Raw genomic sequence first — 23,901 nt, forward strand, 5'->3', positions numbered from 1 at the left:
TCTCCAATGAGAGCGTAATCACATGAGCGACAAACTGCAGCTGATCCTTGAAGACACCGACGGCACGCAACTGGAAACCTCCTGCACCCGCGTCGCGGTCATGTGGCAAGGCAAAGAGCTGTGGATCCAGCAGGATGGCCGCGGCCAGCTGCTGATCGGCGTGGACGTCGAAGAAGACGACGAAGAATACGCCAACCTGCTGTTGCGCCCATTGGCGACTAATCTGGTAAGTCTGCAACTGGAGATGGAACCGGCTGACCTCGAAGGCGATGACGGTCACGTTCACGGCCCGGATTGCAATCACGACCACTAAGGAAACCGCTCTATGCTCGCCCTCGGCAAACTGCTTGAACTGACCCTCGCCGGCCGCGAACCGGCGGAGAAGACTCAACTGACTGTCGAAGGCGTGCGCATGCGCTGGTTGAGCGAGGGTGCGCTGGAAGTGCGGCCACCCGAAGCTCGTGACAATGGCCTGGATCTGCTGCTGTCGGCAGGGATCCACGGCAACGAAACAGCACCGATCGAACTGCTCGACCGGCTGCTGCACGACATCGCTCGCGGCGATCTCAAGCCGCGTGCACGTATTCTGTTCCTGTTCGGCAACCCCGACGCCATTCGTCGCGGCGAACGCTTCGTCGAGCAGGACGTCAATCGGCTGTTCAACGGCCGTCACGAACAAAGCAGCGGCAACGAAGCCCTGCGCGCCTGCGAGCTGGAGCGGCTGGCCGCCAGTTTCTTCAGCCTGCCGGATCGCCAGCGCCTGCACTACGACCTGCACACGGCCATTCGTGGATCGAAAATCGAGCAGTTCGCCCTGTACCCCTGGAAGGAGGGGCGCCAGCACTCGCGCCAGGAACTGGCTCGCCTGCGCGCCGCCGGCATGGAGGCGGTGCTGCTGCAGAACAAGCCGTCCATCGTTTTCAGCTCCTACACCTACGACAAGCTGGGTGCCGAGTCCTTCACCCTGGAACTGGGCAAGGCGCGGCCTTTCGGGCAGAACGAGGGGGTCAACGTCTCGCTGCTGGAAAACCGCCTGAAACAGATCATCGAAGGCACCGAGCCGGAATTGACCGAGGCGGCGCTGGACGGCTTGCAGTTGTTCAGCGTGGCACGGGAAATCATCAAGCACAGCGACAGCTTCCGCCTGAACCTGCCGGCCGATATCGAGAATTTTTCGCAGCTGGACGTGGGTTACCTGCTGGCGGAAGACATCGCCAACACCCGCTGGATCATCGAGGAAGAGGGCGCCCGGATCATCTTCCCGAACCCCAAGGTGAAGAATGGCCTGCGGGCCGGCATCCTGGTCGTTCCGACCAGCGACGAAAACCTCGCCTGAGAGCAGCACATAACCAATGTGGGAGCGAGCCTGCTCGCGATAGCGGTTTATCAGTCGTCATAGATGTTGACTGGTAGGCCGTCATCGCGAGCAGGCTCGCTCCCACAGTTTTTTGCGGTGGTTAAACCGCTACCGCACGCGGCTCGGTGCGACGCAACGCGCGAATCTTGCTCAGCGTATCCGCACAGGTCCTCGCCGCTTCCTGACCTTTATGCACGAAATGCTCGAAGAAGAACTTGTGGTGTTCTTCACCGGCATGGAAGTGGTGCGGGGTCAGGGACACCGAGAACACCGGCACTTCGGTTTCCAGTTGAACCTGCATCAGGCCGCTGACCACCGACTGGGCAACGAATTCGTGGCGGTAGATCCCGCCGTCCACCACCAGGGCTGCGGCGACAATGCCGGCATAACGGCCAGTCTTGGCCAGCAACTTGGCGTGGAGGGGCATTTCAAAGGCGCCGCCGACTTCGAAGAAATCGATGTCGGACTCTTGATAACCCTGGGCAATCATCTCGCTGACGAAGCCTTTACGGCTCTGGTCAACAATATCCTTGTGCCAGCAGGCCTGAATGAACGCAACGCGCTCGCCCTGATGGTGTTTGCTTTTGCTGTCGATTGCGGTGGGTTGCATGTTCTGACTCCTGTTTGTGTGAAAAACAGGGCGTTATGAATCGAAGGGGATTTCAGGGTACGCACGCTCGCACGAATGCTGCTCACGGCCCATCGGCAACAATCCCGTTCTCTCTTCATCCGGACTATGACCGTCGGCCCCGGAATCACACCGGGTCTGCTGACCTTGCTGCCAGTCACCGCCGAAGCCGTGCCTTCACCAAGCGCTCGCGGGCTATGCGCATTGCGCGCAATTACCGCCGGTGGGGAGTTGCACCCCGCCCTGAGAACGTTTTGCCGCCAGAATGTTTGGCGGCGCAGCGTTTTTAACACATATTTCCTACCGGTGCATTGATGCTTTCAGATGATTGCCATCGACTTTTTCGCTGGATTAATCCGTCTTTTCCTTGCTCGAGGGTTGATTAATCATCGGCATGACCGCAGTAATTCTTTCCTGAAAGGGATTTCCCCCTGCTTACCGAGGCCAGATTCATGAGCGTTATCGATCTTCGCAGCGACACCGTCACCCAACCGTCCGCCGGAATGCTCGACGCGATGGCCACTGCGGCCACCGGGGACGACGTTTATGGCGAAGATCCGACGGTCAATCGACTGGAAGCCGAATTGGCCAAGCGCCTGGGTTTTGCCGCCGCGCTGTTTGTCCCGAGCGGAACCATGAGCAACCTGCTCGGCTTGATGGCCCATTGCGAGCGCGGTGACGAGTACATCGTCGGACAGCAGGCGCATACCTATAAATATGAAGGCGGTGGTGCGGCGGTGCTGGGTTCGATCCAGCCGCAGCCGCTGGAAGTGCAGGCCGATGGCTCGCTGGATCTGGAACAGGTCGCCGCGGCGATCAAGCCGGACGATTTCCACTTTGCCCGCACACGCCTGCTGGCGTTGGAAAACACCATGCAGGGCAAGGTTCTGCCGCTGGAATACCTGGCGCGTGCTCGCAGCTTTACCCGTGAGCACGGGCTGCAACTGCACCTGGATGGCGCGCGGCTGTATAACGCGGCGGTCAAGCTGGGGGTTGATGCGCGGGAGATTACCCGGCATTTCGATTCGGTCTCGGTGTGCCTGTCCAAAGGCCTCGGCGCGCCGGTCGGCTCGGTGCTGTGCGGTTCGGTGGAGTTGATCGCCAAGGCGCGGCGCCTGCGCAAGATGGTCGGTGGTGGCATGCGCCAGGCCGGGATCCTGGCAGCGGCAGGCCTTTATGCGCTGGATCACAACGTCCAGCGCCTGGCGGACGACCATGCCAATGCCCAACACCTGGCCGAAGGCCTGCGCGCGGCGGGTTATGAAGTCGAGCCGGTGCAGACCAACATGGTGTACGTGAACATCGGCGATAAGGCCCAGGCGCTCAAGGCGTATGCGGCCGAACGCGGTATCACCCTCAGCGCTGCCGCTCGTCTGCGGATGGTGACGCACATGGACGTCAGCCGTGATCAAATCGAGCAGGTCGTCGCGACATTCGTCGACTTTTCGCGTAAGTGATAGCGTTAGCACGCCAATTGACCGTTTCTATCGTATAAACACGCTGTACCCCGCGCGCAGGGCCGATATAATGCGGCCCTTTGCCGTCGTTTCGTCTGTGACGTTTCGAACAGGCCTTTGGCCGCAGCCTCCGTGGAAGAACCTAATGAAAAGCGCAGAAATCCGTGAAGCCTTCCTTCGCTTCTTCGAAGAGCAAGGCCACACCCGTGTAGCCTCCAGCTCTTTGATTCCGGGCAACGACCCAACCCTGCTGTTCACCAACGCGGGGATGAACCAGTTCAAGGACTGCTTCCTGGGCCAGGAAAAGCGCGCGTACACCCGCGCCGTCAGCAGCCAGAAATGCGTGCGCGCAGGCGGCAAGCACAACGACCTGGAAAACGTCGGCTATACCGCTCGTCACCACACTTTCTTCGAAATGCTGGGTAACTTCAGCTTCGGCGATTACTTCAAGCGTGACGCGATCACCTACGCCTGGACCTTCCTGACCTCCGACAAGTGGCTGAACCTGCCGAAGGAAAAGCTCTGGGTCACCGTCTACGCCAGCGATGACGAGGCGTACGACATCTGGACCAAGGAAATCGGCGTTCCGGCCGAGCGCATGGTCCGTATCGGCGACAACAAGGGCGCGCCATACGCGTCGGACAACTTCTGGACCATGGGCGACACCGGCCCGTGCGGTCCTTGCACCGAGATTTTCTACGATCACGGCGCCGACATCTGGGGTGGCCCACCGGGCTCGCCAGAAGAAGACGGCGACCGTTACATCGAAATCTGGAACAACGTATTCATGCAGTTCAACCGCACCGCCGATGGCGTGTTGCACCCGCTGCCAGCGCCGTCGGTGGACACCGGCATGGGCCTGGAGCGGATCAGTGCCGTGCTGCAGCACGTTCACTCGAACTATGAAATCGACCTGTTCCAGAGCCTGCTGAGCGCATCGGCCAAGGCCATCGGCTGCACCAACGACGCCCAGGCTTCCCTGAAAGTCGTGGCCGACCACATTCGTTCCTGCGGTTTCCTGATTGCCGACGGCGTGCTGCCTTCCAACGAAGGCCGCGGCTACGTGCTGCGCCGGATCATCCGTCGCGCCTGCCGTCACGGTAACAAGCTGGGCGCCAAGGGCAGCTTCTTCTACCAGATCGTTGCGGCCCTGGTCGCCGAGATGGGCGAAGCCTTCCCGGAGCTGAAATCCCAGCAGGCGCACATCGAGCGCGTACTGAAAGCCGAAGAAGAGCAGTTCGCCAAGACCCTGGAGCAGGGCCTGAAGATCCTCGAACAGGATCTGGCCGAGCTCAAGGGCGACGTGGTACCGGGCGACGTGGTGTTCAAACTCTACGACACCTACGGTTTCCCGATGGACCTGACCGGCGACATCGCTCGCGAGCGCAGCCTGACCATCGACGAAGAAGGTTTCGAGCGTGAAATGGAAGCCCAGCGCGTCCGTGCCCGCTCCGCCAGCTCTTTCGGCATGGACTACAACAGCCTGGTGAAGGTTGATGTCGATACCGAATTCACCGGTTACCACGCTACCAGCGGTTCGGCGAAAGTCGTTGCCATCTATAAAGACGGGCAGTCGGTCGACGTATTGAATGAAGGCGAAGAAGGCGTTGTCGTTCTGAACCAGACCCCGTTCTATGCCGAATCCGGTGGTCAGGTTGGCGACTGCGGTTATCTGCAGGCCGGCGCTTCGCGTTTCGACGTTCGCGACACCACCAAGACCGGCGGCGCATTCTTGCACCACGGCGTGTTGGCGTCGGGCAGCCTGTTGATCGGTGCCCCGGTGGAAACCCACGTCGAAGCCGACGTGCGTCACGCCACTTCGCTGAACCACTCGGCCACTCACTTGTTGCATGCCGCATTGCGCAAAGTGCTGGGTGATCACGTACAGCAGAAGGGCTCGCTGGTGGACAGTCAGCGTCTGCGCTTCGACTTCAGCCACTTCGAGGCGATCAAGCCTGAGCAGCTGAAAGCGCTGGAAGACATCGTCAACGCCGAGATCCGCAAGAACTCCGCCGTTGAAACCGAAGAAACCGATATCGATACCGCCAAGAAAAAAGGCGCCATGGCGCTGTTCGGCGAAAAATACGGCGACAGCGTACGTGTGCTGAGCATGGGCGGCGATTTCTCCGTCGAGCTGTGCGGCGGTATTCACGCCAAGCGTACCGGCGACATCGGCTTGCTGAAAATCATCAGCGAAGGCGGTGTGGCCTCTGGTGTACGTCGTATCGAGGCAGTCACCGGTGCCGCGGCACTGGCCTACTTGAATGCGGCGGAAGAGCAACTCAAGGAAGCGGCCAGCCTGGTCAAGGGCAGCCGCGACAACCTGATCGACAAACTGTCGGCTGTGCTGGAGCGCAACCGTCTGCTGGAGAAGCAACTCGAGCAGTTGCAGGCCAAGGCAGCCAGTGCGGCGGGCGACGATCTGTCGGCTTCCGCTCTGGACGTCAAGGGCGCGAAAGTCCTGGCGGCACGCCTGGATGGCCAGGATGGCAAGGCGCTGCTGGCGCTGGTCGATCAGTTGAAGAACAAACTCGGCCGCGCAGTGATCCTGCTCGGCAGTGTCCATGAGGATAAGGTCGTTCTGGTTGCAGGCGTAACCAAGGACCTGACTGGCCAACTCAAAGCCGGTGATTTGATGAAGCAAGCTGCTGCGGCAGTGGGCGGGAAGGGCGGAGGTCGTCCAGACATGGCGCAAGGCGGCGGTACCGACGCTGGCGCGCTGGATGCGGCACTGGCGCTGACCGTTCCATTTGTAGAGCAGGGTTTATAAGGCAGTGCCTCCGGCTCGCAGTCTAGTGGCGGGCCGGAACGCTGTTTGAGTGATTATTTGGGCGCCCTTCATGGGCAGAGGCGGCTTTGAAATGGCTTTGATCGTACAGAAATTTGGAGGCACCTCGGTCGGCACTGTCGAGAGAATCGAGCAGGTCGCCGACAAGGTTAAGAAATTCCGCGATGCCGGCGATGACCTGGTGGTTGTGCTGTCTGCAATGAGCGGCGAAACCAACCGTCTGATCGATCTGGCCAAGCAAATCAGTGGCGACGGCCAGCCGGTTCCGCGTGAACTGGATGTGATCGTGTCCACCGGTGAGCAGGTGACTATTGCCCTGTTGGCCATGGCGCTGATCAAGCGCGGTGTGCCAGCGGTGTCCTACACCGGCAACCAGGTTCGGATCCTGACGGATAGCGCGCACAATAAAGCGCGTATCTTGCAGATTGATGACCAGAAGATTCGCGGCGACCTGAAGGCTGGTCGCGTAGTCGTCGTCGCCGGTTTCCAGGGTGTTGATGAGCACGGCAACATCACCACCCTCGGTCGTGGCGGCTCCGACACCACCGGTGTGGCGCTGGCGGCGGCCTTGAAGGCTGACGAGTGCCAGATCTACACCGACGTCGATGGTGTCTACACCACCGACCCGCGCGTGGTGTCCGTGGCTCAGCGCCTGGACAAGATCACCTTCGAAGAGATGCTGGAAATGGCCAGCCTCGGTTCCAAGGTATTGCAGATCCGTGCGGTGGAATTCGCCGGCAAGTACAACGTCCCGCTGCGCGTACTGCACAGCTTCAAGGAGGGTCCGGGCACCCTCATTACTATTGATGAAGAGGAAACCATGGAACAGCCGATCATTTCCGGCATCGCCTTCAACCGCGATGAAGCCAAGCTGACCATCCGTGGCGTGCCAGACACCCCGGGCGTTGCGTTCAAGATTCTCGGCCCGATCAGCGCCGCGAACATCGAAGTCGACATGATCGTGCAGAACGTTGCGCACGATAACACCACCGACTTCACCTTCACTGTGCACCGCAATGACTACCAGGCCGCCCAGGGCGTGCTGGAAAACACCGCTCGCGAGATCGGTGCCCGTGAAGTCGTTGGCGACACCAAGATCGCCAAGGTGTCGATCGTCGGCGTTGGCATGCGTTCTCACGCAGGCGTAGCCAGCCGCATGTTCGAATCCCTGGCCAAGGAAAGCATCAACATCCAGATGATCTCGACTTCGGAAATCAAAGTCTCCGTAGTGATCGAAGAGAAGTACCTGGAACTGGCTGTGCGCGCCCTGCACACGGCTTTCGATCTGGATGCACCGGCCCGCCAGGGCGAGTGATGCATTTGCCAAAAGGCGCGGTCTGAACCGCGCCTTTTGTTTTTTTGAATGGCGTGACCCTCGAAGCTGTTCTTTTGCTCCCGTTAGTCAATACTCTGGCATGTAGGCCTCGACCGATTTGGTTGTAGGCTTTTTGCTTTTTTTTTGCAGACTGCTGTCCCTGAAATGAAATGCGTGAGGTGAAAGGTATGCTGATTTTGACTCGTCGCTGCGCAGAAAGCCTGATTATTGGTGATGGCGAAATCACCGTGACCGTGCTCGGCGTCAAAGGAAATCAAGTGCGTATCGGGGTCAACGCCCCGAAAGAGGTAGCTGTCCACCGTGAGGAAATCTACCTGCGGATCAAGAAAGAGAAGGACGAAGAACCAAGCCATTAATTTTTATCGTTTTTTATGTTTGCAAACGGGGAAGAAGCTGGTTAATATACGCCCCGTGTTGCGGAGAGCTGGCCGAGTGGCCGAAGGCGCTCCCCTGCTAAGGGAGTACACCTCAAAAGGGTGTCGGGGGTTCGAATCCCCCGTTCTCCGCCATTATTTTCGTAGTACGTTGTAATCTGGCTTCTTCGGTAAGTTGTTGAAATTACTAGAAAAAAGCGCTTTACAAACAGATTTAACGGCCTATAATGCGCGGCAACAAATGCACTCGTAGCTCAGCTGGATAGAGTACTCGGCTACGAACCGAGCGGTCACAGGTTCGAATCCTGTCGAGTGCACCATTTAAGAGTTGTTTATAGCGATATAAGTAACTCGGCTTCAGCCAGTTGTGGTCTGGTCTAAAAACACAAAATGCACTCGTAGCTCAGCTGGATAGAGTACTCGGCTACGAACCGAGCGGTCACAGGTTCGAATCCTGTCGAGTGCACCATACAACAGAAAGCCCGCATTTAATGCGGGCTTTTTGCCGTCTGGGATTTGGCTTTTCCTCTTGTACATCCTCTCTCATCGAATTCAATCTGTGCGCTACGTCCTCGCTTCGAGTCGTAGCGGTAGTGGGTGCTTGAATTCCGAATACTGATCTTGTCGGGCTTGCCGAGTGCGCTTTCTACATCTTGCTGACTCATGCCGGCGATGATCCGTTTGCTCATGATTGCTTCACGCCGCTCTCTGGCGCTGATCAGGTTTCCACAATTGTCTTGGGTCTGGCCCACAACAACTGGCTCTCGCCTGTTGGTGGTCGTGACTATTCTTTGGTGAGGCTCCGCTTCAGGCATCAGCGCTGTGATGGTGCTGCCTGGTGTGAAGGTTTGTATTACCTGCAGCGAGAGGTTTTCGTCGGTTGCGCAGCTCAGTGTGGTGAAGGTGATTTGCCCGCCGGCGGCCTCGCAACGATGAATAGTCGTGGCAATCGCCCAGTGCGGGCAGAGCAGGGTGATAAGGAAAAAATACTGTTTATTCGATGGCATCGAGCGTCCTCCGTGACGATTCTCCACAAGCGTAGCCGCCGTATTTTTCGAGGCGGTGTGCTTTCTTTTCAGGATGAGTCGTCGCAGTTTGAAGGATCAGAGCGATGCTCAGGTTTGTCCTGCAAGCGCTTGTTTCATCCGCGATTTTTTAACATTTAAAACCGTCAGGCGGTGTATCATTGCGCCCGTCAGCCCCGCCGGGGCTTGTGGAATACCTCCATGGACTTACCCAGTAGTTACTCAGTAAACAGTTTTTCCAATCACGAATTGACTGATTGATCCTTCCGGCGTGCTCCTCTGCTGGGAGTGGAGTTCGCCTATGTCTGAAATTGAAGTAAAAAAAACGCAGGAAAGCTTGCAGGACCGCCTCGCTCAAGTCATTGAGCTGTTGCAGCGTCAGCGAGTGGTCGAAGACCTGACTCACCGCCAGGAGGGCCCGCATCACGATCGGGTCGAGAACCTGGTCCACCGGCAAAATCTCGTCGAGCTGCAACGCAAGCTTGATGATCTGCACTCCGCCGACGTCGCCTATATCCTTGAAGCCTTGCCGCTGGACGATCGTCTGACGCTCTGGCAATTGGTCAAGGCTGACCGCGACGGCGACATCCTTCTTGAAGTATCCGACTCGGTCCGTGAAACCCTGATCGCCGACATGGACGATCACGAACTCCTGGCTGCGGCCAAGGACATGGACGCCGACGAACTTGCTGACCTGGCTTCCGAGCTGCCGCGAGATGTCGTTCACGAGTTGATGGAAACGCTGGACCAGCAGCAGCGCGAGCGTGTGCGTTCGGCTCTGTCTTATGACGAGGAGCAGGTCGGTGCGTTGATGGACTTCGAGATGGTGACGATCCGTGAGGATGTCAGTCTTGAAGTGGTATTGCGTTACTTGCGTCGTCTCAAGGAGCTTCCTGGTCATACCGACAAACTGTTCGTGGTCGATTACGACGGTGTCCTCAAGGGCGTGCTGCCGATCAAGCGCTTGCTGGTCAACGATCCGGAGAAACAGGTCTCTGAAGTCATGGCCAGCGACCCGGTGAGTTTTCATCCGGACGAAGAAGCCTATGATGCAGCGCAAGCGTTCGAGCGTTACGACCTTATTTCCGCTCCCGTGGTGGACAAGAACGGCAAGTTGATTGGTCGTCTGACCATCGATGAAATGGTCGACCTGATTCGTGAAGAGAGCGAAAGCGAAGTTCTCAACATGGCGGGTCTGCGCGAAGAGGAAGACATCTTCGCTTCGGTCTGGAAGTCGCTGCGCAACCGCTGGGCCTGGCTGGCAATCAACCTGATCACTGCGTTCGTCGCATCTCGGGTAATTGGCCTTTTTGAAGGATCCATCGAGAAGCTCGTAGCGCTTGCGGCATTGATGCCAATCGTTGCGGGAATTGGCGGTAATTCGGGTAACCAGACTATAACCATGATCGTTCGTGCCATGGCGCTGGACCAGGTAAGTACCGGTAATACGTCGCGGCTCATGCGTAAGGAGTTGGCGGTCGCGCTGATCAACGGCGTGATCTGGGGTGGGGTGATCGGAGTGGTTGCCTATCTGTTGTATGGCAGCTGGTCATTGGGTGTGGTGATGACGGCAGCCATGACTCTGAACTTGTTGCTTGCTGCATTGATGGGGGTTTTGATTCCGATGACGCTTGCGCGACTTGGGCGTGACCCGGCGATGGGCGCCAGTGTCATGATCACGGCGATGACTGATAGCGGTGGCTTCTTTATTTTCCTCGGGCTGGCGACGATATTCCTCCTCTAGGCCTTCTGCTTCAAAAACCCGCCAATTGGCGGGTTTTTTATGCTCGAATTTCAGGCAAAAAAAAGCCAGCGATTAGGCTGGCTTGAGCTTTCGTTGCGAATCAGGACGCGTCAGCGGCCATTTCGGCATCGTGAGCGATGAGAGAAACGAGAGCGTTTTGCTGGCGGTGAGAGAGTTGGCGGAAGCGTTGCAATAGTTCGCGTTCGTGCAATGAAAGCTCTGGGCTGTCCAGGCGCATGCTTAGTTCTTCGCCTAGAGCACCTTCCTGAATGAGGCTCTGCTCAAGACGCGCGATGATTTCGGAGTTCATGCTGCGGTGATGATTGCGAGCCACCTCGGCAATGCGTTCACGCATTCCGTCTGGCAGCCGTACGACGAACTTGTCAGCCGTGCGGCTGGAATAAACTGCCTGTTTCATTGGGCGCATATATTTAACCGGTTAGTTCAGGGAAGCGGTTCTCGGGATTGGCCGCAGGATGTCTGATACGACAAGCGCTACGGCCAAATGTTCAACCTGAATTGATCAAGGCCCGCATCATGCCTCAAAGTAGCCAGATCATTGGCGTCAATTCTGTGACAAATATTGAACTGGATAAAGGCGTTCTGCCAGCACCAATTATCAGAAATGCGGACTGGTTTGGAAAGCTGGTCCGGATCCGTGCTGCTGGTCGCATCCTTTGCCTGGCAGGGGTCACGCTATCTGAGGGTACGCCAAGCTTGCTCAATCATTGTTCCTTACCCTTACAGGATAGTGGCAAATTGCCGATTTGCTAGAGGCGGGTGCAATACAGGGGTATTTGGGGCTGCAGGCCGCTGGGGTAGGTGGAGGCGATTCCTGTGAAACAGCTGGATGTGGTCGCTTCACGACCTCGTGCGCATTTCCTACACTTAAAAAGCCTAAGGACGACATGACAAAGGCAGGCTTGCCCGTTAACATGCTCGCCGTCTATCGCTCTGCATGCCTTGCAGGCAATTAGTGTCTCAGTAGCTCAATTGGATAGAGCATCCCCCTCCTAAGGGGAAGGTTGGCAGTTCGAACCTGCCCTGGGACACCATCTAATTCAACGCTTTCAGCCAATATTGTCTATTGGTGAAACTAGCCGTGACAGCAGGGTGGCAGCATTGAGCATAAAACGCTGTTGCTAGCCACGCTTTCACAACCTATTTTCTGCGCTCGGGGCGGTTAGCTCGGGGACCAGGGTTAAACTTGGACTTTATTCCAAGGCGCGCTGCTGCAGTATCGGGAAAGGCCTCTGCCATCAAGTCTGTCGCAGCAACCAGCGTTTCAGTGCACCAGGTCATTAACTGCGACGTATAGCCTTTGTCGGTGTCATTCTCCAAGCCGGAGCCCCTGCCATTTGCCTCCATCCTGATGAAGGATATCGGGAGCACATGGGCATATTGCGACAAGAGATCCCAAATCGCGTAAAAGCTATTTTTCTCCCAGCCGGCCTTCTGAAGCAGTTCGTCTCTGCTTTGGATCGTCAAATTATCACCTGACAGGCATCTCTTCTGTGTCGGTGCGGGAAGCGCGGTGAACCACTTATTTGAGAGAAGGCGACCTCGAAGCTCTTCAGCGTCTACTTCCAGTTTCTTCACATCCTCTACAACGCCAGCATTCGTAAGCATTTTGATTCGGCGGGTACAGTCGTTGAGAAACATGACGTTTATCTTGGCTGACCATTCGACTTGGCTCCCCGGTTCCTCTATCAGGTATAGAAGCAGGAGATAGCCTTCAAGTATCGCTCTGCCATGGCCGGCAACATTCCCAAAATCCCAGTCAGTGAAATCTGCTCGAATCCACCGCGAGCGGGGAGCCGCGCAGATGATTGATTTGGCATGACTGCATAACCGAAGGAAAACATAGGTTGAGTGGCCTTTGTGTGCCACTACCTCCCTAACTCCAATCGATTGGCTAACTGCAATCGCCTCACAAGTTGCTGCGTCGAATGCTTTTAAGGCGTCGTTGTAAAATACATCTAGTGCCTTGTGTTCCAGTGGACGTTGCCGCTCGGTCATCGCTAGGTCGCTCTTCAGTTGGTTTCGGCCTCTTCAAATTCTGTTTGCAGAATCTCGAATTCGCAAAACTGTAGTGGTGGAGCAGTTGGCGTGCCTGGCCGCTGCACGTATGCCAAGGCCGGCTTCTAGTAGCTCAGTGACGCGCTTGTGCAGATCGGTGTCGACCGGTCGGCCCTGGTATTTGCCAGCAGCTTTTGCCTTCTCGATGCCTTGGGCCTGACGCTCCCGCCGCTGTTCGTAATCCTTGCGCGCAATGGCCGCCATCATCTCCACCAGCATCGAGTTGATCGCTCCCAGCATCCGTCCGGTGAATTCATCACCCTTGGTGTCCTGCATTCCCTGGTGGCTGGTTGGCAGGTCGAGCGCGACGATGCGCAATCCCTTGGAGTCGATCGCTGCCTTGAGCTTCTGCCAGTCCTCCACAGGAAGCCGTGAGAGCCGATCTATCGACTCCACCAGCAGCACGTCACCCTTGCGCGCATCTTTGAGCAGGCGCAGTAGCTCAGGCCGGTCGGCAGTGGCACCGCTGGCGTTCTCCAGGTACACGCTCGCGATGACCTTGTTGTGGTCCGTGGCGAACTGCTCAATCGAAGCTCGGGCGCGGTTGGCGTCCTGCTCGTCTGTTGATGCTCGGAGGTATGCGCGGATGAACATGATGTGCGTCCCGTATCAGTTTAAGTGTCTCACTAATACTGTTGCACTTTGAGTGTCACTTATCAAGCGAAAAGGTCAAATAAAACCTAATTAGGTCGTATCAGCTCGGGTATACCCATCCATTCCATAGACAGGATGGTGGCGAAACAGTAGCTTCAGCGATCAATTGATTGAAAATCCAACAAAGCAGGGAAAGTGCAGCAGATGACGACTTCCGCTTATCAAGAAAATCCTATTCGCTCCACCGTGCAACAAATGCTGAATATGCGGAGCATGAAGGAGTTTTCTACGGTGGCCCTCGCTGGGAATGACTCAGATGCGTTTGCTCGCGACAAAATTTTCGCAATTCTCCAAACGCTCAGTGACCTTCTGGAAAAAACGCCGGCTGAACTTGCAAGCGTTTCGGGAATGTCCACCATAAACACCCATCTGCAGGCTCCCCTGTCAGAAATGGTGAATTTTGTTGGGAACGCTAACGCCGGCCACCTCATCAATGCCGTTTCCCAGTTAGAGCAAAATGTGATGCCTTATTTTTGGGCATTTACACCACCTCTTCAAAAGCTTGCGAACACAACCCTTCCTGCTCTTCTAAAAAATCAGACTGAGTTTTCGCAAGCTGTGATTCGAGGGCTTAGTGAGCAGCGTGACCAGCTTGCGAAGAATTTAGATGCGGCCATCGAAAAAAGCGATGCGCTCACCAAAAAGCTCGATGATGCCAACGAAAGTGCCGCTAGAGAGCGGGCGGAAAGTGCCGCAGCCGTAGCTAAGCTTGAACAACTGTTTACCCAAGCTGAGGGGGCGCGCCAACTCGCGTTTGACACAGCACTTGCTGAGCAGCAGAGATTACACAAAGAGGAAATTGATCTCGAAGCGTCTGCAGCCAAAGACACTCTTGCGGAGCTAGGGGCATTTCGGGATGACGCCGCACGTATCGTGCAGGTAGTTGGCAATATTGGGGTAACGGGAAACTACCAGCGAATCGCTAATGCTGAAGCCGAAAGTGCAAACTTCTGGCGATGGGCAACCGTCTTGATTTTTGGGGCCGGTATCGGTATTGCGATCGCGACCTTTATTAAATTTTGGCATGAGCCTTTTTCGCAAGATACAGCGATATCTGTGTTAATCCGCTTGTTCTACGCAATTGTTATAACTTCACCAGCGATCTATACCGCGCGAGAATCTGCCCGCCATCGCACCAATGCTGATAGAGCCAGGCAGACGGAGTTGGAGCTTGCCTCTATTGGGCCATTCATTGAACTCCTACCAGAGGATAGCAAGGTTGCAATTCGTACCGGGCTAACTTCCAGTTATTTCGGTCGGACCACCGAGGCGCATACAGTCAGCAGTCCACTTGATCCTGAACACTTCAAGAACCTTGTCGAAGTATTGAAGGCGGTCAAACCTGGCTGAGAAAGCAGAGTGGCAAAAACGCCACGGTGTGTAGGTTTCAGCACGCGGTGTCGTTTTCGCCATTCCTTGAGATCAGCGCAACAACGCCTCCAGTCGACTCCGGATCTTGTCACCCTGGTTGGGCCACGCAGGCAGAATGAAATCTGGATGGGCGGGAATTTCCTCCAGTTGCGTGTTGAAGGTTCGACACGGCGCAGCCTCACCGTGCACACGCCCGGAGGTCACGGCTCGGTCGTATGCTGAAAGCTCCACGTAGGTAGCTCGCAGCGTGTCAACGGCTGCAAGCCAGGCAGCTGCTGCGACTTTGCGTTCGACTTGCAGTTGTTCCAAGGTTTTCATGGTTACGTCCTTTGGCTGCGAATTGTCGTTATCGACACGGGCAGCGGTTGAAAGTGTGCATTCCAAAATCATCACGCAGGCAAAGCCTCTGCCCAAGTACCAACCGAAACAACACTGGAACCGACCAGCATCTTTCCGTAAACAACGGGCACAGGCAGGCCCTGTTGCGTTGAGTTGAAGGCGCCATTGAACAGGTAGCTGGGTTTATTTTCGGTCGCCCCTTGGTCTTCCTGATTCTGCGTTTTTGGTGTCGGTGAAAGCATCTGCGCGACACCTCCGAGAACCATCCCGACACCCATACCAATCATCGCTCCACCGATTGGAGCGGCACCTCCAAAACTGAGGGTTGTGATGAAAGCGCCGGCAACGATCAATGCCACCCCTGTGACCACCTGCAGAATGGAGCTTTTACTGCCGGCGATAACCGGGACAATGCGTATCTCGGTCGTGCCGCTCAGGGTGAATTCGTTTTCACCGACATTCTCTCGGTTACGGAAAATGGCGTAACGAAGCCCCTTGCGGGCCGAGTCGCGAATGAAGTCTTCAAAGCCAGGAACAGTGTTCACCAAAGCGCTAAACGCTTCTCGAGTGGTGCCAGTCTCCAGCAATCGATCGAGCTTACGCCCAAATTTTTGAGCCAGACTGCCGGATAGGAGAATGCGAGTCATAGGTTGTTTGATGGTAGCGCTCATTGCAGCACCTCAAGAGTATTTACGTGAGGCTGGGCGTGGGCACTGTCACGCCCAGGCGGATAGCCAGAAGGGCCCGTGACATCAGCGCCTGATCGAGCTGCAGTTGTTCGCGCTTAGGGTCGTAGTTCCATATCCGGTCATAGATTCCTTGGTACGCCCGGGCGCCGCGGAACGTGCCGCGGAGCAGATCTGCCGAGACGCGCGCTTCTTCTTCGGTGAGAAAAGGGCCGTCGATGCTCACCTTCTCGCCATCGCGGACGTGCCGGACATCCCACACCAGGTACCCGGAATCAGGTCCCTTGGCCATGTGATGTGATTGAAACTGAGCTGTCTTACACGCCTCGGTGAAGCGTTCTTGGTAGCTGCTCAAGCTGAGGTGCTCGATAGGCTGCCGATGTTTGCCCGAAGTTGCTTAATTGCCATTGCAGAATTCTCCTGATGGGGGTCATGCCTCGGGTCGGCTGTGCTCAGCGGTGCGCTGCCTGCTCTTGCTCGATACGCTTGCGCATACCGGCGACTTGGCTAGGGGTGAAGCCGAAGATGTCGAAACCTACTTTCGCTGGCTCAAACGGTGAGCTGATGAGTGCACGGAGGGTGCCTTCGGCCTTCCAGCCAACCACGCGGGCGGCGATGCCGGCGAGATGGAACAGACCGCGCCTGGAGGTCTCGACCTGCTGGCGATCTAGGTCAATACGGGCTGCAGTGTCTGGGTCGGCGGTGCGCTTGGCTTCTTTCCACATCTCGCGCACGAACTTAGATTCATGATCCAGGATGGCCAGCGGAGCTGGAGCGCGGAGCAGAGCGACCATCAGTCGTTCATGCTTCGAGGTATCCGCCTGAACCTCATCAAGCAGCTGTGAGCGCTTCTTGCCCTCTAGAGAGCGCCACCAATCGCGGATTTCACGATCTTCGATGGCGGCCACTGTATGGCCCTGTTCAATGCTTGGAAGGGCGTACAGCTGGTTTTCCATGTTGTTGGTGGTGTTCTCGAACAGGCGGACCTGGCCAGCACCTGAGGCGATACGCCCAACAAGATCAGCCTTCACGGGGTCTGATTTCTGCTCAATGCCCAACGTTGAAAGGGTGCGGTCATCGCTGATTGACTTCAGCTTGGTCAAGGCCTCACCGACTATAGGGAGAGAGTTTTGGAATATCTGTAGGGGGTAAGAGGTCAGGTCGCCGTCAGTGATTACTGGAAGCTCGAAGCGGTAGCCGCCCAGTAGATTGACGACGGTCCCCTTGTCACTGCGTTCGATTTCAAAGCTCATAAGCTGAATCCCTTTAATTAACTGCTCGCGCTGATGGCTACAGGAAGCTGGAGGAGGGGTTTGTTCTCGACTAAGGCCACAAGCAAGGCGGCGGCCTGGAGATCGCCAGAGTCGGCAGCGGAGCGCAGTCGCCCCCAAGCGGCTTTGACTTCAGAAAGAGTCGGCTTGGTCTGGTGTCCACGGAGCTTGGTAGGGGTCGACATGATCTGTCCTCGGTTAGCTTTAAAAGCCGTTCGAGGATCACATTAGGCCTGATCTGATCGCATATCCAGTGCTTTTAGGGTGCACCTCAGGTGCTACACGTAACCGGATTAAATGGGACTGAAATTGTTGGTTCGCAGGGTAATTGGAGAGGTCTTTTTTGTTGCAGTAAGTCGGGTGTAGGCAAAATGATACGGTTGCCTAGAACAGTTACTCTTCAAAACAGCAAATTTAGCGAGTAACCCGATTTCGTCTGCCGCCAGGGCTGGCTAACGTTAGCTAACGTGGGGACGTTACTGATAGCAAGCAGACTTTCTTCAGAGGGTGTAATCGCTTGCGGGAACGAACTCCACTGCAACCCTGGTTGCCGGCGTGATGTTGTGGCTAGTGAGCTGTGGTGGGCGCCGGACGTACATATCCCCAGATTCCTTGGCTGCTTGCTCAATCAAATGAGCGGCTAGGACTAGATTGCCGCGCTCCTCGGCTTCCTCAACCATTCGCCCGAGTGCGCGCAGGCGATAAGCACGATTGGCAACGGGGATCTCAATCATCGCTTCGCGGAATCCTGCCCGGGTGTCCTCAAACATCGTCACCCAGCGCTTCGCCAGACCTTTACTGCAGCGCTTGGTGGGGTCGTGTGCCTCGACCTGCTGGCGCGACACCACAACGCCAAAGCACTGATGCACCGCGGTTGCGACCTGGGTTGGGGAATCGAAGCAGGCGAGCGCCTGGACGATGAAGGCTTTGATTTCGTTGTTGAGCGCGGCCATGGGCTGGAATCTGTCTAGGGTCTGTCAAGAATGTACCCTCATGGTTGCGCGAACCCTAGGCAAAGACAATCGAATAAGTGGCGCTATTTCGCACTTAGTTGAGATATTTCACTGTGCGATAGTATTTATGCAGGGTTTTTACCTGTCAGCGCATCGGAGATACACTCAAACCTGATCACATTCCCCGGAGAGCCCATGTCCATTATCGATTGCCCGTACCTGGATGAAGTGAAGGTGAACGTGCCGCCGGAGCTGGCACTGCTGATCGTGCGAAAGGCCGCAAAGCTCGCTGCTGACTTTGAGGAGCGCGCCCTGGATCAATTGACCAATGACGCGTTACGCGAGCTGCGCCGCGGCACTGACGCGCGGGTGATCTATCGCCAGTTGAGCCTCTGACAAAGGCGTGGTTCGCGCATAGGAGGGTGCGAACTTCGGTGCGAACCTCAGTCTTGGCTCGGGTCGTTCATCCATTGCGCGATTGCAGACTGGCGCCAAGCCACCGAGTTGGGGCCTATCTTGATCTGTTTTGGGAAGGTGCCTTCCCTGATCCGCCGATAAACCGTGTTTCGCCCTAGGCCGGTAATGTGGAGTACCTCGTCTAGGCGCAGGAAACGATCAATGCTCTCAGTCATATCTTGCCCTCGTCCCTAAGCGATCCCTGGCTCTAATGTTGGTTTATTTCGCGCTATGCGCCTTCAACCTAGCCAACCCCTGGTTGATATGTCCGGCGTTTTCGCCGATCACATCCAAGGCACTTCGAATATTGTCGCCAGCTTCGGCATTTCCCTGGCTTTCGGCCAACAACGTCAGCTCCATCAAAGCAGCCTCCAAAGCGAGCTGGTTTTGATACATGCGTTCAAGGACATCCGGGAGGGAGTATTCAGGGGAAGGCATCGCTTCGACTCCATTCGAGAAAATGAAAGCCTAGCAGGAAGGCTTCGGAAAGGAGGAGTGCGCCAGGGAAGTCAGTGGGTATCGCGGAAATCCTTCGCAACCGCCGCTAGTCGTTTCATCACTTTTTCGTTGCGAGCTTTGCTATGAGCGCCCGGATGAAGGAGGGCGATGAGGACATAGTGATCCTCATCTAACAGGCCATTCACATACACCAACGCTGCGTCCTTTGCTGGATCACCCGGGCATGTGCGGTCGTATTGTGGTTTGTTTTTTGGGAACACTAACGGGGGGATCGCAATATGAATATGCATCAAACAGGCAATAAACGCCTCGTACGGTTGGGTGTAAGAGGTGTCGCGACCAAAATAATCTGGAAGCATATTTCTGTTGGATGCTATGTATGTACGGAAATCTTCAAGGAGGTTTTTTTCAAGTGTCGGGTACTGGTCGAACACATCCTTAAAAAGGTCGTCGTATGTGTCGGAGCTATATTCGACAGTGATTGTCATACAGCGTCAGTTCACAAGCTGATGCAGGCGCTCTGTTGAAGCAGAAGCCAAGGCCTCCAGCCCTTTCATATCTATCGCGCTTTCGTAGACTTCAGGCACACGGGACATTTGCCTCAAAACCATAGAGTTTTGTGCCATACGAGACCTAGTGAGAGCCAGGTTTCTACGAAGTACGCTGAACTCGCCGCAGACGCTAGGGGCATTTGAGTACATGTCAGCTTTACTGTCTAGGAGTGACTCCAGAGTACGCAGCGCGCTCGCTATGTCGGAAAAGGGCTCATCCTCAATAGCATGACGCGGGGGTGTATTGTTGAGCATAGAGCGCCCAGCCTCGGCGGCGAGCTCGTTAAGCTCACCGAGAATCACAATCGCTTCTTTGATAGCAACTCTAATTTTCGCATCATCCGAGGATGCTTCCAGATCACTGCTCGAAGCTGCGGCAACTTGTGCGCACGACGACGACACATGCAAATAAAGAGAAAGCATGTCCTCTTTTGAATAATGGTCGTGGCGGTGGTGGTGTGGGGCGCGCTTCATGGTCGAAGCCCTCTAGGGCGTTTTCTCAGTCTGTTGGTGCTTGCGTTTGAAGTTGTCGTTTACGGTGACTCTATATCGTCTGACCAAATCTGCTACAAGATTGGTGCAAAATTTGGGTGCTATCCGTCTTTATCTGACGGATGGAAGCCCTAGCAATAACAGGGCCAATCATCGAATTTTCCTCTATCGGTGGAGGTCATTCGCTCTATTGACCAGTACGTTGAATCGCCCGGATTCACTAGACACCTTGCAAGCTCACTGCTCACTGCTCGACAGGCATTTTCAATCGGTGGAACCGCGCGATGCCTGGGGGGGTGTGTATAGCCATTGTTTAAGCGATGCCCAGGGGGGTGTGTATAGCCGGCGCAGCAGTCTATCCAGATAGGCCCTGATTGGCCGATTTCACATAGCTATATGTGTGGCATCGGCGCCACAGTGTGGCATTGCCACCACCCTGTTTGGGTGTGGTGACTGACTCCGCTCATTCATGGGGTGGCGTTTTCGCAGCCAGATATTGGTGTCAGGGATGGGATCTATTCATCGAACCTTGGAGAAGTCAGGCACCCACACTGGCGTCTCATCTACTTCTGCTACTGGCCCCTGCCCGGTTACGGCAAAGACAGTGACGCATGGCCAGCCACTTACCTTGATGGTGTGTCTGACTCCATTTGTTTTGAGGTTGCGGATCTGGCCTGCCTTGGTACGTGCCCCGGTCAATTCGCACACTTCATCGTGAGTCAGGAATTCGATCATGCGTTGCTCACTCATTCGCCAAAGTTGGACCTCTTAAGCTAGCAAAGCACGCGTTGACGTGAGCAATCAGATATTGAGTTTGGTTGACTGTGTCCCATCTCGGTAGGTCAGATGTCGTGGAACTATGTCTGGCCACCAGGGCGTGTCTTCGTGCGCTTGGGTTTACCCATGACCATAGCCAGCGCTTTTTCGAATGCATCTTTCGACTTTGCGTGAGGATCGATTACAGAAGCAGCTTTGCCCGGACCTTCCCAACTCGGCCGATTCATACTCAACCGCCTTGTCGCGGTGGCATCCGCAGTCCGCCGCTTGTCAATCGACGTGCTATCGACGTAGGCGTCTGCCCACTCGTCCAGCTCGATGCGATCGAACGCGACGCCCTGCTTTCCGATGGGGAATTCACGCACGTTCGGTCTGACCGTTTTGTTGAATTCGGCGCGGCACATGCCCAAATAGCCTGGCGCATCCATGAACCGGATGAACCGCGGCGTAATTCGAGAAGCCTTTGCTGCCGTTGCATTCCCCATGGCATTGATTCCAGTTGATGTAACACCCATTGGAGTAAGGGCTGATGGGTAATTCATGCGCGCACGTTTTATGGAAGAGGTGCGGCCCCCTCTAGCTCTGCAGCGAGCGCCCGCGGGATAAGTGGGTGGAGGTCGCACCAAGATGAAATCGTAACACCGCCTCAAAAGACTGGACCGCGATCCGCCCAGTGGCGACCACGCTTCGTGCACTGTGCGTGACAAGTCTGCGTGACGACTGCGCGAACTATTTCTAAATCCGGTGTTGCGTTACTAGTAACGCAGGTATATCTTTACCTCAACGTAACTAGTAACGGAGGGCGGAATGACAGACGACAACAAGCAGCCCCGCACAGCAGCAGATAGGCAGCGGGAATACAAGGAGCGACAGCGCGCCGCCGGCTACAAGCTGACAGCTATTTGGGTGCACGAAGCATCAGAAGCAGAAGGTAGGCAGGCAGCAATCGAGGGCAAGCCCTTGAAACCAGCGAAGGCGACAGACCCGTTAAGTTGGGCGATGGGTTGGATCAACGCGAAGAAGTAACCAGGATCAGAAGAGGTGCCAACCCGGTGCGCTAACACCGGGAAGGCGATCACACGACGAAACTTTGAGGTACACGTCATGCAACTCTACCAAAATGCCATCAACAGCTTTAACACGCAACAAATCCGCGCTCAGCAAGACTCCTTTTTCGTTGTGCGCTCGCTCCTACAGGGAGAGCAACAGTTCAGCTTCGGACTGACTGACGAAAGCGTAGCTAACGAGCTGGCAGGAATCCTTCGCAGCTTGCAAGGCCTCGATGTTGAGGTCAAATCGTTCGCACGCTGCCCGACTCAAGCAGGATCGGTTCGCTCCTTTGAATACCTGACCGAGATCACCCGCCAAATCCTCGATAGCACAGCAGGTGATCGTCAGCAGGGGCGCGCTTTCCTGGTGGCCTTCCTTGAACGCTTCAGTGCCAAGATGCCTGCCAAGGAGCTGAAGGCGATAACTGGTGCCGTAAATGTCCAGCCTCGCGGGCAAAACGTCGCCTGCCTACAGGCCTTCCGCGCTCGCGTAGGAGGTGCGAAATGAGCGCGAACGTCGCAATTCTATCGCGCAAGACCAAACGCTCAGTCGAGCTGCGTTCTAAGCCGCAGGAGAAAACTGCATGGGGCCGTCTACCTTTTGTTGGAAAAGACCACGGTCCTCGCCATTCCGACTGGGATGTTCCGTTGACCGGTGGATATTTCGGTGGCATCGAGGCAGGAAAGATCGTTGCGCGGATGTATCTCAAGTACCTGCGTGATGAGCGGGACAACCCAATCAGGCTTGGGACGACACATCTTCAAGGAATGCTTCTCGCGCTCAACGCCAAAGTACCGACGACGAAATCAGAGGAAGAATCGCTGCGCGGTCAGCGCGTGGGGTTTATTCATGAGCTTGGCACCTGGCTTGAGGCGGCTGTCAGCAGGCTCGGATCAAGTTTTGATGCGATTCCGGAGCGATCGTTTGTCCAGCAGGCGAACGCATCGCTAGCGAGTTCTGATGCGGCCTTCATGGCAGCCATCAGCGGTAGCGAGCGCCAAGCAGGGGGGGGGCAATGAACATAGTCGAGGCCATCAACCTTTCGGACGCCCAGCGTGCTGTGCTCGCAGAGCTGATCATCACGGAACAACGTCACGCTAGCCGCTGGTGGACGCACATGAACGAACTGCGGCGACGGAATGAGCTTCCCGACTGGGTAAAGGGGCAGGACGTTGGAAGCTCCCAGGATCACGATCTGTGGTGCGAGAGCCGTAAGGCTTTGAATCAGGCGCTTTTCGGTTCTGACGACCCTAGTGCCGATTGCCGGATCGAGGTAGAGGTGTAAGCCGGCAAGCAGCGAAAGGGCGCTCTCCGCAAGGACTGCGCCCTTTTCGTCTCACTCGGGATTTATCGGGCTCGGTACCGAATGTGTTGAAAGCTACACAGTGTGTTGATAACTACACGCTGGACCTTGCCCGTCACACTCCCTGCGCTAACTAAGAGCCGGAGCTTAAAGCCTGCTGGTATGGTAGATATCTATAAGGGTGTATTGATTCGATACAGGAAGAATTGATTTAGTGGTATTGATTCAATACGCGATGGGGGAGGCTCCAAACCATGCCGGACAAAACTGGACGGTGGAAATTCCTACGTGTATTGATTCGATACCGCTACGTGTATTGATTCGATACCGGAACAGTCTGAGTTCGCCAGATCCCTTACGGTTTTTGGTGGGGTGATGGTCGGGGAGATTTCGAGTTCTTTCCCTGGGCATTCATCAATTGCATACCACGAAAGCGCGTACAGAGCGCACCTTGATCCGTGGCGGGAGAAGTAGCTGGTTCGGGTCTGGATGATCCAGCCACCGGCCAGAAGATCAGTCAGCGCTTTTTGCAGAATGTTCGGAGAGCTAACCCCCCACTCTTTCGCCATCGTTCTTGTGGCTGACAGGTCGCCGTTGTTGTTGCCGTTGTACTGCATATGCAATTCCATCAGCACCCCCCTGGCGGTGAAGCTCAGCGCACGATAGGGGGCAGACTGCCCCATCTGCCACAGCATCATGGCAAACGGTTTCGCCTTGGGCTTAAACCCCTTTCTTTTTATCGCCATCAGCA

30 protein-coding genes, 4 tRNA genes and 1 riboswitch are annotated in these 23,901 nt (G+C 55.9%); of the genes, 17 read left to right on the forward strand and 17 right to left on the reverse strand.

Translation table 11 applies throughout. The annotated features are described in order from the left end of the window. Positions 1-22 precede the first annotated feature (22 nt). Together ABTV29_RS06485 and astE are read left to right on the forward strand one after the other, a co-directional pair. On the forward strand, positions 23-313 hold the full coding sequence (locus tag ABTV29_RS06485; protein WP_433769333.1) for a topoisomerase II: 291 nt from the start codon (positions 23-25) through the stop codon (positions 311-313). A 12-nt stretch (positions 314-325) separates the two neighbouring features. Next, complete coding sequence (gene astE, locus ABTV29_RS06490; protein ID WP_433769334.1) at positions 326-1,336, forward strand: succinylglutamate desuccinylase; 1,011 nt, start codon at positions 326-328, stop codon at positions 1,334-1,336. Positions 1,337-1,457: 121 nt separating this feature from the next. Here astE and ABTV29_RS06495 read toward each other — a convergent pair whose 3' ends face one another. Further along, entirely contained in the window at positions 1,458-1,967 is a 510-nt protein-coding gene (locus tag ABTV29_RS06495; RefSeq protein ID WP_433769335.1) for a 6,7-dimethyl-8-ribityllumazine synthase, read from the reverse strand. A 102-nt stretch (positions 1,968-2,069) separates the two neighbouring features. Next, positions 2,070-2,240, reverse strand: a riboswitch (FMN riboswitch). Between the two features lie 197 nt (positions 2,241-2,437). On the opposite strand from ABTV29_RS06495, the gene ltaE reads away from it, so the two are divergent. From ltaE to ABTV29_RS06530, 7 genes are all read left to right on the forward strand, one after another. Continuing rightward, complete coding sequence (ltaE, locus tag ABTV29_RS06500; protein WP_433769336.1) at positions 2,438-3,442, forward strand: low-specificity L-threonine aldolase; 1,005 nt, start codon at positions 2,438-2,440, stop codon at positions 3,440-3,442. Between the two features lie 145 nt (positions 3,443-3,587). Next, positions 3,588-6,212: an alanine--tRNA ligase gene (gene alaS, locus ABTV29_RS06505; protein ID WP_433769337.1), complete on the forward strand. Its 2,625-nt coding sequence runs from the start codon at positions 3,588-3,590 to the stop codon at positions 6,210-6,212. A 91-nt stretch (positions 6,213-6,303) separates the two neighbouring features. Next, complete coding sequence (locus tag ABTV29_RS06510; protein ID WP_077045934.1) at positions 6,304-7,545, forward strand: aspartate kinase; 1,242 nt, start codon at positions 6,304-6,306, stop codon at positions 7,543-7,545. Positions 7,546-7,733: 188 nt separating this feature from the next. Continuing rightward, on the forward strand, positions 7,734-7,922 hold the full coding sequence (gene csrA / locus ABTV29_RS06515; RefSeq protein ID WP_002554426.1) for a carbon storage regulator CsrA: 189 nt from the start codon (positions 7,734-7,736) through the stop codon (positions 7,920-7,922). Positions 7,923-7,984: 62 nt separating this feature from the next. Then, positions 7,985-8,075, forward strand: a tRNA-Ser gene (locus ABTV29_RS06520). Positions 8,076-8,183: 108 nt separating this feature from the next. Further along, positions 8,184-8,260: transfer RNA gene (locus tag ABTV29_RS06525), tRNA-Arg, on the forward strand. 72 nt (positions 8,261-8,332) lie between these two features. Continuing rightward, positions 8,333-8,409: transfer RNA gene (locus ABTV29_RS06530), tRNA-Arg, on the forward strand. 19 nt (positions 8,410-8,428) lie between these two features. On the opposite strand, the gene ABTV29_RS06535 is transcribed toward ABTV29_RS06530, so the two are convergent. Continuing rightward, positions 8,429-8,947, reverse strand: a complete 519-nt coding sequence (locus ABTV29_RS06535) for a cell envelope protein SmpA (RefSeq protein ID WP_433769338.1) — start codon at positions 8,945-8,947, stop codon at positions 8,429-8,431. A 319-nt stretch (positions 8,948-9,266) separates the two neighbouring features. Between ABTV29_RS06535 and mgtE the strand changes: the two genes are divergently transcribed. Continuing rightward, a complete protein-coding gene (gene mgtE, locus ABTV29_RS06540; RefSeq protein WP_433769339.1) occupies positions 9,267-10,709 on the forward strand; it encodes a magnesium transporter in 1,443 nt (480 codons plus the stop codon). A gap of 100 nt (positions 10,710-10,809) precedes the next feature. Here mgtE and ABTV29_RS06545 read toward each other — a convergent pair whose 3' ends face one another. Further along, positions 10,810-11,136, reverse strand: coding sequence for an Arc family DNA-binding protein (locus ABTV29_RS06545; protein ID WP_175379575.1), 327 nt, complete (start codon positions 11,134-11,136; stop codon positions 10,810-10,812). Between the two features lie 551 nt (positions 11,137-11,687). Between ABTV29_RS06545 and ABTV29_RS06550 the strand changes: the two genes are divergently transcribed. Further along, positions 11,688-11,764 (forward strand) — tRNA-Arg (locus ABTV29_RS06550). Positions 11,765-11,870: 106 nt separating this feature from the next. On the opposite strand, the gene ABTV29_RS06555 is transcribed toward ABTV29_RS06550, so the two are convergent. After that, the gene (locus tag ABTV29_RS06555) at positions 11,871-12,728 is read right to left on the reverse strand and encodes a hypothetical protein (protein WP_433769340.1); all 858 of its coding nucleotides are present in this window, start codon (positions 12,726-12,728) and stop codon (positions 11,871-11,873) included. A 33-nt stretch (positions 12,729-12,761) separates the two neighbouring features. After that, on the reverse strand, positions 12,762-13,382 hold the full coding sequence (locus ABTV29_RS06560) for a recombinase family protein (protein WP_433769341.1): 621 nt from the start codon (positions 13,380-13,382) through the stop codon (positions 12,762-12,764). Between the two features lie 204 nt (positions 13,383-13,586). Between ABTV29_RS06560 and ABTV29_RS06565 the strand changes: the two genes are divergently transcribed. Next, a complete protein-coding gene (locus ABTV29_RS06565; RefSeq protein WP_433769342.1) occupies positions 13,587-14,792 on the forward strand; it encodes a hypothetical protein in 1,206 nt (401 codons plus the stop codon). Between the two features lie 72 nt (positions 14,793-14,864). Here ABTV29_RS06565 and ABTV29_RS06570 read toward each other — a convergent pair whose 3' ends face one another. The 5 genes from ABTV29_RS06570 to ABTV29_RS06590 form a co-directional block, all read right to left on the reverse strand. Beyond that, complete coding sequence (locus ABTV29_RS06570; RefSeq protein ID WP_433769343.1) at positions 14,865-15,131, reverse strand: hypothetical protein; 267 nt, start codon at positions 15,129-15,131, stop codon at positions 14,865-14,867. Between the two features lie 71 nt (positions 15,132-15,202). Beyond that, a complete protein-coding gene (locus ABTV29_RS06575) occupies positions 15,203-15,823 on the reverse strand; it encodes a tail assembly protein (protein WP_433769344.1) in 621 nt (206 codons plus the stop codon). 19 nt (positions 15,824-15,842) lie between these two features. Then, positions 15,843-16,130 carry a hypothetical protein gene (locus ABTV29_RS06580; protein WP_433771772.1) on the reverse strand — a complete coding sequence of 96 codons (288 nt, stop codon included), beginning with the start codon at positions 16,128-16,130 and terminating at the stop codon, positions 15,843-15,845. Positions 16,131-16,290: 160 nt separating this feature from the next. Continuing rightward, positions 16,291-17,091, reverse strand: a complete 801-nt coding sequence (locus ABTV29_RS06585) for a hypothetical protein (protein ID WP_433769345.1) — start codon at positions 17,089-17,091, stop codon at positions 16,291-16,293. Positions 17,092-17,609: 518 nt separating this feature from the next. Continuing rightward, complete coding sequence (locus ABTV29_RS06590; protein ID WP_433769346.1) at positions 17,610-18,062, reverse strand: DUF2280 domain-containing protein; 453 nt, start codon at positions 18,060-18,062, stop codon at positions 17,610-17,612. Positions 18,063-18,257: 195 nt separating this feature from the next. Between ABTV29_RS06590 and ABTV29_RS06595 the strand changes: the two genes are divergently transcribed. Beyond that, positions 18,258-18,458 (forward strand): hypothetical protein, encoded by a 201-nt coding sequence (locus ABTV29_RS06595; RefSeq protein WP_433769347.1) that lies wholly within the window; start codon positions 18,258-18,260, stop codon positions 18,456-18,458. A gap of 47 nt (positions 18,459-18,505) precedes the next feature. Here ABTV29_RS06595 and ABTV29_RS06600 read toward each other — a convergent pair whose 3' ends face one another. From ABTV29_RS06600 to ABTV29_RS06625, 6 genes are all read right to left on the reverse strand, one after another. Then, entirely contained in the window at positions 18,506-18,694 is a 189-nt protein-coding gene (locus ABTV29_RS06600) for a helix-turn-helix transcriptional regulator (protein ID WP_433769348.1), read from the reverse strand. A 43-nt stretch (positions 18,695-18,737) separates the two neighbouring features. Continuing rightward, a complete protein-coding gene (locus tag ABTV29_RS06605) occupies positions 18,738-18,956 on the reverse strand; it encodes a hypothetical protein (RefSeq protein ID WP_433769349.1) in 219 nt (72 codons plus the stop codon). 71 nt (positions 18,957-19,027) lie between these two features. Next, the gene (locus ABTV29_RS06610; RefSeq protein ID WP_433769350.1) at positions 19,028-19,465 is read right to left on the reverse strand and encodes a type II toxin-antitoxin system YafO family toxin; all 438 of its coding nucleotides are present in this window, start codon (positions 19,463-19,465) and stop codon (positions 19,028-19,030) included. 6 nt (positions 19,466-19,471) lie between these two features. Then, positions 19,472-20,002, reverse strand: coding sequence for a hypothetical protein (locus tag ABTV29_RS06615; RefSeq protein WP_433769351.1), 531 nt, complete (start codon positions 20,000-20,002; stop codon positions 19,472-19,474). 537 nt (positions 20,003-20,539) lie between these two features. Continuing rightward, on the reverse strand, positions 20,540-20,755 hold the full coding sequence (locus ABTV29_RS06620; RefSeq protein ID WP_433769352.1) for a DUF4224 domain-containing protein: 216 nt from the start codon (positions 20,753-20,755) through the stop codon (positions 20,540-20,542). Between the two features lie 122 nt (positions 20,756-20,877). Continuing rightward, positions 20,878-21,282 (reverse strand): hypothetical protein, encoded by a 405-nt coding sequence (locus tag ABTV29_RS06625; RefSeq protein ID WP_433771774.1) that lies wholly within the window; start codon positions 21,280-21,282, stop codon positions 20,878-20,880. 322 nt (positions 21,283-21,604) lie between these two features. Here ABTV29_RS06625 and ABTV29_RS06630 point away from each other — a divergent pair, with 322 nt between their 5' ends. The 4 genes from ABTV29_RS06630 to ABTV29_RS06645 all read left to right on the forward strand — a co-directional run bounded on the left by ABTV29_RS06630 (position 21,605) and on the right by ABTV29_RS06645 (position 23,132). Next, entirely contained in the window at positions 21,605-21,823 is a 219-nt protein-coding gene (locus tag ABTV29_RS06630; protein WP_433769353.1) for a hypothetical protein, read from the forward strand. 78 nt (positions 21,824-21,901) lie between these two features. Then, positions 21,902-22,354 (forward strand): hypothetical protein, encoded by a 453-nt coding sequence (locus tag ABTV29_RS06635; RefSeq protein ID WP_433769354.1) that lies wholly within the window; start codon positions 21,902-21,904, stop codon positions 22,352-22,354. Then, complete coding sequence (locus tag ABTV29_RS06640; RefSeq protein WP_433769355.1) at positions 22,351-22,866, forward strand: hypothetical protein; 516 nt, start codon at positions 22,351-22,353, stop codon at positions 22,864-22,866. Before ABTV29_RS06635 ends, ABTV29_RS06640 begins: the two co-directional genes overlap by 4 nt. Then, complete coding sequence (locus tag ABTV29_RS06645; RefSeq protein ID WP_433769356.1) at positions 22,863-23,132, forward strand: hypothetical protein; 270 nt, start codon at positions 22,863-22,865, stop codon at positions 23,130-23,132. Before ABTV29_RS06640 ends, ABTV29_RS06645 begins: the two co-directional genes overlap by 4 nt. A 302-nt stretch (positions 23,133-23,434) precedes the next feature. Here the strand turns inward: ABTV29_RS06645 and ABTV29_RS06650 are convergent, their stop codons facing one another. After that, a complete protein-coding gene (locus ABTV29_RS06650; RefSeq protein WP_433769357.1) occupies positions 23,435-23,896 on the reverse strand; it encodes a hypothetical protein in 462 nt (153 codons plus the stop codon). Positions 23,897-23,901: the final 5 nt, after the last annotated feature.

Origin of the sequence: Pseudomonas putida (assembly GCF_050989985.1) — a bacterium.
In the GTDB taxonomy this organism is placed as follows: Bacteria; Pseudomonadota; Gammaproteobacteria; order Pseudomonadales; family Pseudomonadaceae; genus Aquipseudomonas; species Aquipseudomonas putida_AI.